This is a genomic window from Streptomyces sp. NPDC059373 (assembly GCF_042751495.1).
Lineage (GTDB): Bacteria > Actinomycetota > Actinomycetes > Streptomycetales > Streptomycetaceae > Actinacidiphila.
Genome location: NZ_JBHYXC010000038.1, coordinates 62,977 through 69,995, shown reverse-complemented (window position 1 = coordinate 69,995; position 7,019 = coordinate 62,977). Strand labels below are relative to the sequence as shown.

The following is a 7,019-nucleotide window of genomic DNA, read 5'->3' as shown; positions in this document are numbered from 1 at the left end:
CCCTCACTGGCGGCAGACCCTCGAAGCGGGGGGCCATGACATCGAGCAATGGTGCCGCGACCACGGACTGCTGTGAGCTTGTCGTTCATCCGACCGGTGGTCGCCCTTCGGGGGGTTCGGACAGTCCACGACCATCATTTCGGTCCGCTCGTGATCGCCCGGACAGGGCCTGAGGGCCTCGCGGATGTCGTCCTTCCCACGACAGGACTGTTGCTTCAAAACCAAGGCGCTCCCACCTACGACCTGGGGCTTTGCGAACGGCAAGGCGACGAGACGGTTGCACTGAACTGGCGGAATAGAATCTGGTCGAGACCTGGCCGGCGACTTCCCTGAGATCGCCGCCGCTGTTGGGCGCTTGCCCGTGGGTACGGTGCGGCGACTGTGCGGTGCAGGGCAGGCCCTTGGATCTACGTCGTCGATCAGAAGCGCTGCCACAGCGCCCGCCACAACCCCGCACTGGCACGTCGTGCACGAGCACGAGGGCCAGCCGTTCGTGTGGGTGGCGCTCAAGCGCCTCCAGGACGCGCTGTATCGCCTCCGGGACGAGGTGTACGAGCCGCAGGCTCAGCCTTGTTCTGCGTGACGTGCGGGTCATGGCAGCCCCGCGCCAACTCCGGCCCGAAGGTTACGGATCCCGGGACGCCCCCGCGGCCGCGCCCGGTTCCCCGGGGCGGTCAAACCCCAGCGCCCCGGCGACCGCGAGGGGGACCGTCCGGTCGAGGGCGGCAAGGCTTGGGAGGACGAAGTCCCAGTGGCGGCCGATGCCGCAGAGCGCGCGGGCGAGCAACTGGCTTACCCAGGCGGGGGGTTCAGCTCCTGCGGCGACCGCGTCCGGGGGAGTGTCCGCAGCCTGGCCGTCCCCGGCGTCCCCGGCGTCACCCGCGGTCTGCACAGCCCCAGCGCCTCCCGCGGCTTCCGTGGTTCCGGCGGGCCCCGAGCCTTCCGCGGCCCGCGCGTACTCCGCCGCGTCGGCGAGCAGTAAGTTGACGCGAGCTCGGCTGTGGCCTGAGCCGCGGGGGCGGTCGCGCGACCGCAGTCGGTGCAGGACGTCAGCGATCCCGGCTGCCGGAGGGTGCAGTCGGCAGGCACGGAAACGCGTCAAGCCCGACACGGCAAGGTAGTCAGGTTCTCTCCCGCATTGATCCGGGAGAGAGCTTCAAGGGATCAGAGAGTTGTAGACCTCGACCACCTTCGAGTCGAACGGCGGCGCTTCGAGCTCCTGTGCGGCAGGGTAGACCGTCTCTTCCATGAAGCGCCGGAGCGCGTCTTCCGACTCCCATACGTCGATGACCTGCCAGCCGCCCCCCTCGCCGGGCGCCGCGAAGTGAGCGATGAGCCCGGTAGGCGGTTTCGTCGGGTCCGGGAGCGTCCGGTCGAAGACCGTCTGGTAGAGCTCCTGGGTCCAGTCCGCGCTCTGGTTGTGTACCAGAATTGCCATCTCAGTCCCTCGATTCACGTTCGAAGACGGCTTGCGTACGACGCTAGGTCCGTGTGCGGGTGGGAGCGAGTGGTGGCGAACGTTTTTGCGCCGTCTGGCGGCCTGTTGGTGTCACCGGTGCTGGTCAGGGCCGTGGCGGGATGCCTCCCGCCCCTTCGGCCACGCCTGGCTGCGCGCTCCTTCCAGGCCGCGGACCGCGGCCTGGCGCACGCCACTCTCGGCCGCGTCGATGACTACCCGCCGGGACTGGCGCCTTTGTGGGTGACCGCAGCAGCCGCTGCCCTTCACCGCCGTCGATCTCACGTAGGCGTACTCGTTCCGGCGCGCGACCAAGGTGACGGCCACGCGCCGCCCGACACAGCACCCGAACGGCGCGTTACCTCACAACAGAGCAATCGTTGCCTGCCACGCGGTGGCCAGATCCGCAGTCGTAACCGGCGTAACAGCGGTGGCCCGCATCCGCGGCGGGTGAGCCACAGCAGCCGGGGCTGGACCTGATTCCGGTGCTGGTCTCGGTCTCGTTCAGCAGGTCCATCTTGACCCCGAGATGCCTCGAAATAATTGCTCCGCCGCAGGTCAGAACGGCGATGACCTGACGCGAACAGAGGCACGGACAGCTGTTGAGTGTGTCGGCAGAGCCACCCCGTCAGGGGCGCGTGCGGCGTTGCCACGCGATGGGCGTAGCCCACCGTGGACGGCTCGACCCGGCCCGAAGGGTGGCGGACAATCGGGTGGCCCGGGGGGTTGTGGCGTGTCCGCTGACACCGTCCGCAGGTTTTCGGTCTGGAACCGGGGAGGGACTCGGCGAGGGGGGACGCATCCCCAGCACATCGAGGTCAGACACGGCTGACGACCGGAACGCACGCACCGGCACGCACTGGGCAGACGGCAGGGCGCTGAAAGGCGGTCGCGCGTCATCGGCGACGCCTTACGAATCTACCTGCCCGCCTCCACTTTCCCGTTCGCTTCCGGACGGCCGTCGCTGTCGATAGCCGTGCGCCTGAAGCCCTGGAGGCCACTGCGCCGGAGTCTTCGGTTGCCCCATCAAGGGGGCAGTTAGCCGTTCAGGCTCAGGACGTCGATGCCGTCGCGGTGCTCGTGGTTCCAGTTCAGGGGGTCTGCTCTGCGTCAGCGGGCTGGTCCGCGGGGGCCGTGGCCATCCGTGCCGGGCTGATGCGGCCGCGCAGGACGTCCACCCGCAGCAGGCGCGCGTGCCCGCAGTTCGGGCAGCATCCTCCCCCAGAGCTACGCCTGAGGGTACCCCCATCTCGCTCCGCTCGGCCGGTGGCGGTCGGGCGGCACTTCAGGCGGCAGGCCGGGCACTTCAACAGGGCCGCGCCGGCGCCGCGCAGCGGGGTGATTCTCATCGTGCCTCCCTCTTCACTTCACCTAGCTAATTGCTAATCTTAGCAATTAGCTAGGCCATCACCTTTGGCGTGGCGCGGCAGGATAGGCCGCATGGCAACGACGTACGGATGGGTTCCATGCGTGGCGCGTACTACAGGTACGGAGGAGCGACCTTGAGTACGCCGCTCTATCAGCTCAAGGCGGAGTTCTTCAAGACGCTCGGACATCCGGCCCGCATCCGGGTGCTGGAGCTGCTCAGTGAGCGCGAGCACGCCGTCTCGGAGATGATCCCGCACGTCGGAATAGAGGCCGCCCATCTGTCCCAGCAGCTCGCTGTGCTGCGCCGGGCGAATCTGGTCGTAACCCGCAAGGAGGGTTCGACTGTCTACTACTCGTTGGCCAGTCCTGAGGTGGCCGAGCTGCTACGGGTCGCCCGGGCGATTCTGTCCGGGGTGCTGGCGGGCCAGGCCGAACTGCTGGCAGACCTGCGCGCCGCGTCCCAAGACCGCGAAGGGCATCCGTAGCTGGGCCCGGCCGCCGCGAGGCACTGCCTCTGTCGACCAGTAGCACCTGTCGGGGGCCGTGAGTATCTGGAGGCCTTCTCAGCGGTCGCTGCCGCGTTCACGTCCGGCCCGACGCAGGACGACGAGCAGATCCCCTCACCGCGAGCATCGCGACGGCATCCGCCAGGAACAGCGGCGCGAAGACGGCGGACAGCAGCAGCCCCGCCCGAGGGGGCCGCGAGCCGTGACGGGCTCCGTACCAGTGCGTTCGGTACTGCGGGGGAAACGCCGCAGGCTAATCGCCCTCGGCCTAGGCCTGGGCGCTGCGTGCGCGGTCGAGCAGAAGACGGCGAGCGCGGGACATGGCCTCACGCGGTTCGCGGATGCCGGTGTAGACGCAGACGGTGTACTGCACATCCTCCAGCCGGCGCCTGGCAGGTGCGCCGAGGGTCTGGGGCGTTACTGCGGTGAGGAGACGGTCGTATTCGGTAACGAGATTGCGCAATGCGTGGAAGTCGATGAGCGGCATGCTCCGCTCCCTCCTTGCAGCGTCGGTGCGTAAGCACCGCTTCCACAATGGTCCCGTCCCTCGCGGTGTCGCGCCAGCCCGGTTGGGGGTTGTACGGGGTGCCCTGAGCCGCGCCGCTTCACACAGTGCGCGCCGAGTCTCACCCGCGTGGGCGGCCCGTCCACTTGCGCAGGAGGCCGAGTCAGGACTGTCGCCGGCCACACGCCGGCGGAGACCCAGAAGACCGCAGCCACCGAAGTCAGCGCCCCGGCGACCCGGCGACGACCACGTACAGCGAGGGCCCGACAAAAGCCGCCACGAGCACACCGTGTGGCCTGCGTATTCATCCCGGAGGCGGCGGGTGCTCAGGCGCAGGGTGCGCAGGCTGCGGTCCACTTGCCCGTCCTGCCTCAGCGCGGCTTCGATCTCCGAGAGGATCCCCTGATAGCGATCCGAGAGCCCGGCTCCGCCCATCGCTGACACCTCCGTACGTCAGCCACGTCCGGTGTCGCATGCGCCTTGCTGGGCTCGGCCGGGCCGACGGCCGACCGAGGGCCCGTGGAGACGTTGACGGGGGGCATCGAGCAGTTGGATCACGCATCGGGCTGGACTTCGGGTAACTCTCGGATGGATCACGCCGAAGATCCGTACTCCCGAGGCTACGAGCGTTCCGGGGCGGACCGCTGAACCGGGCCGGCTCGCGTTCGGGCGGTGGGTCAATCAGCGTCGGTCAGCGGGTGGGCGATCCCGACGATGAAGTTCCCGCCCGCCGGCCGGATGCGGGCCACCCATCCCAGCGCGGCGAGGTCGCCGGTGAGCTGGTCGGGATCGTGGAAGACCTTGACGATGCGGTGTTCGCTGCCGTCGTCGAGTCGTCGCCGCACGGCAGGCACGGCCTGCCCGGCGAGGACTTCCTCGCCCGCGGCCTCGCCGGGACCGGTGTCAATGAAGATCGCCCTGCCGTGAGGGGCGAGCGCGGAAGCGACGGTATTCCAGAAGGCAGGCAGCCGGGACGGCGGCACGTGAGAGAGCCAGAAGGCGAAGAAGACGGTGTCGTAGCGGCGCGCCGGGTGCCAGGCGAACACGTCGGCCTGGATGAACCCGACGCTCCGGGACGCGGTGCGCTCACGCGCGATGGCCAGCACCTCGGGCGCCGCGTCGATCGCGGTCACCGAGCGCGCCCGCGTAGCGAGCAAGCGTGTCCACTGACCGGTGCCGCAGGCCAGCTCCAGCACATCCCCGACGACCGGGAGGTCATCGAACAGCGCCAGCAGCCCCCGTATGTCCTCACGCTCCGCATAGACCCGGTCGTACTCGCCCGCGCCGGCCCGGTAGTAAACGACCTGCTCCCTCAGCAGGGCGTCGTCATCGTCGCGCATAGCGCCGACCGTAGCCGTACGGGCACCGCGGGGCGACCCGCCCGCCCGGCGCAGACGGCGGGTAGCACCCCGGCCGACCTCGCGATGCCCATGGTCAAGGTTGCCCGTCATTTCCGGGTGACGAGGATGTCAGCGGACGCTGGGGGCGGGCGTTGGCCGCGGGCGGCAGGCAGGCCTGGCCTCGAAAGAGCAGGGCGGCTCACGCTGCCGGCTTGACCCGGCCCAGCAGGCCCCCGAGCGCGACGAGGCCCGGATCGCCGGGTTCCGTGTCGAGCCCTCGTATGCTGGGGCCGGTCCATTGACCGGAATTCTTGAGCGCAAGCCCGGGCGTTCACGCCCGGGTCAAGTCCGTCCATCCGTCCTTGTTCAATTGGCCCACGCTGCCCGTCGCACTCGCCGGCACAATTGTTCCGGACCTCCTATCGGCGAGTAAGAGCTTCAATCTCTCCTATGCGGGAAATAACCTGCAAGGTTTGCCGAAAGCTATTTATGGGCGTGCTGGCCCAAATAGAAGAGCAGGATCACGAAGCCCGCAAACAGGTGAGTGGCGAAAACGTAGATCATGACCCGCAGCAGCACTGCTCTCTGCTTGTACCTTTCGGTGCCCGCCCCGTTGCTCGCGGGCGCCTCGGCGGTGCGCTGGGCGGCGGTTTCGGCGTCGTCGCTCATGCTACGTCCCCCGTCATCTCGCTCTGTCGCAGCTCAGCCAGCAGATCCTCCTGACCGGCCAGTAGCTCGGTCAGGATCCGCCGTGCGGCCCGCAGCAGTTCGGCGACATCGCCGCCCGCCAGCTCGTACACCACCGTCGAGCCGCTGCGGGTGGCGGTGACGATGCCGGAGCGGCGCAGCACCGCCAGCTGCTGTGAGAGGTTCGACGGCTCGATCTCGATCGCGGCCAGCAGCTCCCGTACCGGCATGGGACCGCCCTGCAGCAGCTCAAGGACCCGGATGCGCACCGGATGCCCCAGCATACGGAAGAACTCCGCCTTGGCCTGGTACAGCGGAACCTGCACCCTGATCACGCTCCCTGCCCAACAGCTGGCGAATTGAAGAATTCTTCAATCCTACGGGATGCGGCAACGCCCACCCGCACCGACGGGGCGGGGCTCAGGCCTTCTTCGGGAAGGCGGTCCTGAGGACAAGGCCCTTGACCTTTTTCGTGTTGCATCCGATCTCGTCAGCCCGGCCGGTGAGGTGGATATTCTTCACCAGCGTTCCGCGCTTCAGTTTTTCGGAGGTCCCCTTTACCTTCAGATCCCTGATCGGCGTCACGGAATCGCCGTCCGACGGAACGGTTCCATTGCTATCCTTTGCGCCAGTCGTTTTTCTCCCTTATGCAATGTGCATCGCGGATTCCCTCTCGATGAGAAAGGCTATTTGGCATCTGCGCAACCTATTGCACCCACTCTCCAGTCATGTGCTGGGCTTCTGCCCCAACGCGGCGTCCGCAGCCGGCCGCGGCAGCGCACCGATCCGGGCCGCACCCGCGGGCCACAGCGCCTCCACCGGCACCGTGCGGCTGCGTGCGTAGGCCACCAGGTGTGCGGTCGCGTCCACGGAGGTGGATCACGAGCCGTCCCACACCGCCAGGATCAAACGGCAGCTTTCGATGAGGCTCTCGTCCGCCGTTACGCACGAACCGTGGTCCCGAGGGTCGAAATCCAACAGGCGTACATGCTGGGCCAGCATCAGCATGGCCCCCGCCGCGATCGCGTCCTGGTCCGGCAGGGGAGCAGGCCCCGCATTCTGCGAGGGCAGTACCACCACCGTGTTGAGCCCCGCCGCGCCTACCGCCCGAGTGAACACGACCGGCAGGCCGGCCCCGGCCCGGGCCAACCCCATGC

General features: G+C 68.4%; 8 protein-coding genes and 1 pseudogene. 1 reads left to right on the top strand and 8 read right to left on the bottom strand.

Annotated features, from left to right (window positions below; genetic code table 11):
• Positions 1-625 precede the first annotated feature (625 nt).
• Together ACFXJ5_RS33470 and ACFXJ5_RS33465 are read right to left on the bottom strand one after the other, a co-directional pair.
• On the bottom strand, positions 626-892 hold the full coding sequence (locus ACFXJ5_RS33470; protein ID WP_384639622.1) for a hypothetical protein: 267 nt from the start codon (positions 890-892) through the stop codon (positions 626-628).
• A 264-nt stretch (positions 893-1,156) separates the two neighbouring features.
• Complete coding sequence (locus ACFXJ5_RS33465; protein WP_384639619.1) at positions 1,157-1,438, bottom strand: hypothetical protein; 282 nt, start codon at positions 1,436-1,438, stop codon at positions 1,157-1,159.
• Between the two features lie 1,520 nt (positions 1,439-2,958).
• Here ACFXJ5_RS33465 and ACFXJ5_RS33460 point away from each other — a divergent pair.
• Positions 2,959-3,309, top strand: coding sequence for an ArsR/SmtB family transcription factor (locus tag ACFXJ5_RS33460; RefSeq protein ID WP_384639616.1), 351 nt, complete (start codon positions 2,959-2,961; stop codon positions 3,307-3,309).
• Positions 3,310-3,598: 289 nt separating this feature from the next.
• On the opposite strand, the gene ACFXJ5_RS33455 is transcribed toward ACFXJ5_RS33460, so the two are convergent.
• From ACFXJ5_RS33455 to ACFXJ5_RS33430, 6 genes and pseudogenes are all read right to left on the bottom strand, one after another.
• Complete coding sequence (locus ACFXJ5_RS33455; protein ID WP_384639614.1) at positions 3,599-3,817, bottom strand: DUF5133 domain-containing protein; 219 nt, start codon at positions 3,815-3,817, stop codon at positions 3,599-3,601.
• Between the two features lie 695 nt (positions 3,818-4,512).
• Positions 4,513-5,175: a class I SAM-dependent methyltransferase gene (locus tag ACFXJ5_RS33450; RefSeq protein WP_384639611.1), complete on the bottom strand. Its 663-nt coding sequence runs from the start codon at positions 5,173-5,175 to the stop codon at positions 4,513-4,515.
• Positions 5,176-5,658: 483 nt separating this feature from the next.
• Positions 5,659-5,844 (bottom strand): DUF6126 family protein, encoded by a 186-nt coding sequence (locus tag ACFXJ5_RS33445; protein WP_384639608.1) that lies wholly within the window; start codon positions 5,842-5,844, stop codon positions 5,659-5,661.
• Complete coding sequence (locus tag ACFXJ5_RS33440) at positions 5,841-6,188, bottom strand: ArsR/SmtB family transcription factor (RefSeq protein ID WP_384639606.1); 348 nt, start codon at positions 6,186-6,188, stop codon at positions 5,841-5,843. The genes ACFXJ5_RS33445 and ACFXJ5_RS33440 overlap by 4 nt, the downstream gene beginning before the upstream one ends.
• Positions 6,189-6,282: 94 nt before the next feature.
• Positions 6,283-6,474: pseudogene (locus ACFXJ5_RS33435) on the bottom strand (PhnA domain-containing protein); the annotation flags it as partial.
• 267 nt (positions 6,475-6,741) lie between these two features.
• Positions 6,742-7,017, bottom strand: coding sequence for a hypothetical protein (locus ACFXJ5_RS33430; protein ID WP_384639603.1), 276 nt, complete (start codon positions 7,015-7,017; stop codon positions 6,742-6,744).
• Between the last annotated feature and the right edge of the window lie 2 nt (positions 7,018-7,019).

Coding starts and splice junctions, on each gene's coding strand:
- ACFXJ5_RS33465 (WP_384639619.1), bottom strand. CDS start 1,438: ATGGCAATTCTGGTACACAACCAGAGCGCGGACTGGACCCAGGAGCTC.
- ACFXJ5_RS33445 (WP_384639608.1), bottom strand. CDS start 5,844: ATGAGCGACGACGCCGAAACCGCCGCCCAGCGCACCGCCGAGGCGCCC.
- ACFXJ5_RS33430 (WP_384639603.1), bottom strand. CDS start 7,017: ATGGGGTTGGCCCGGGCCGGGGCCGGCCTGCCGGTCGTGTTCACTCGG.
- ACFXJ5_RS33450 (WP_384639611.1), bottom strand. CDS start 5,175: ATGCGCGACGATGACGACGCCCTGCTGAGGGAGCAGGTCGTTTACTAC.
- ACFXJ5_RS33455 (WP_384639614.1), bottom strand. CDS start 3,817: ATGCCGCTCATCGACTTCCACGCATTGCGCAATCTCGTTACCGAATAC.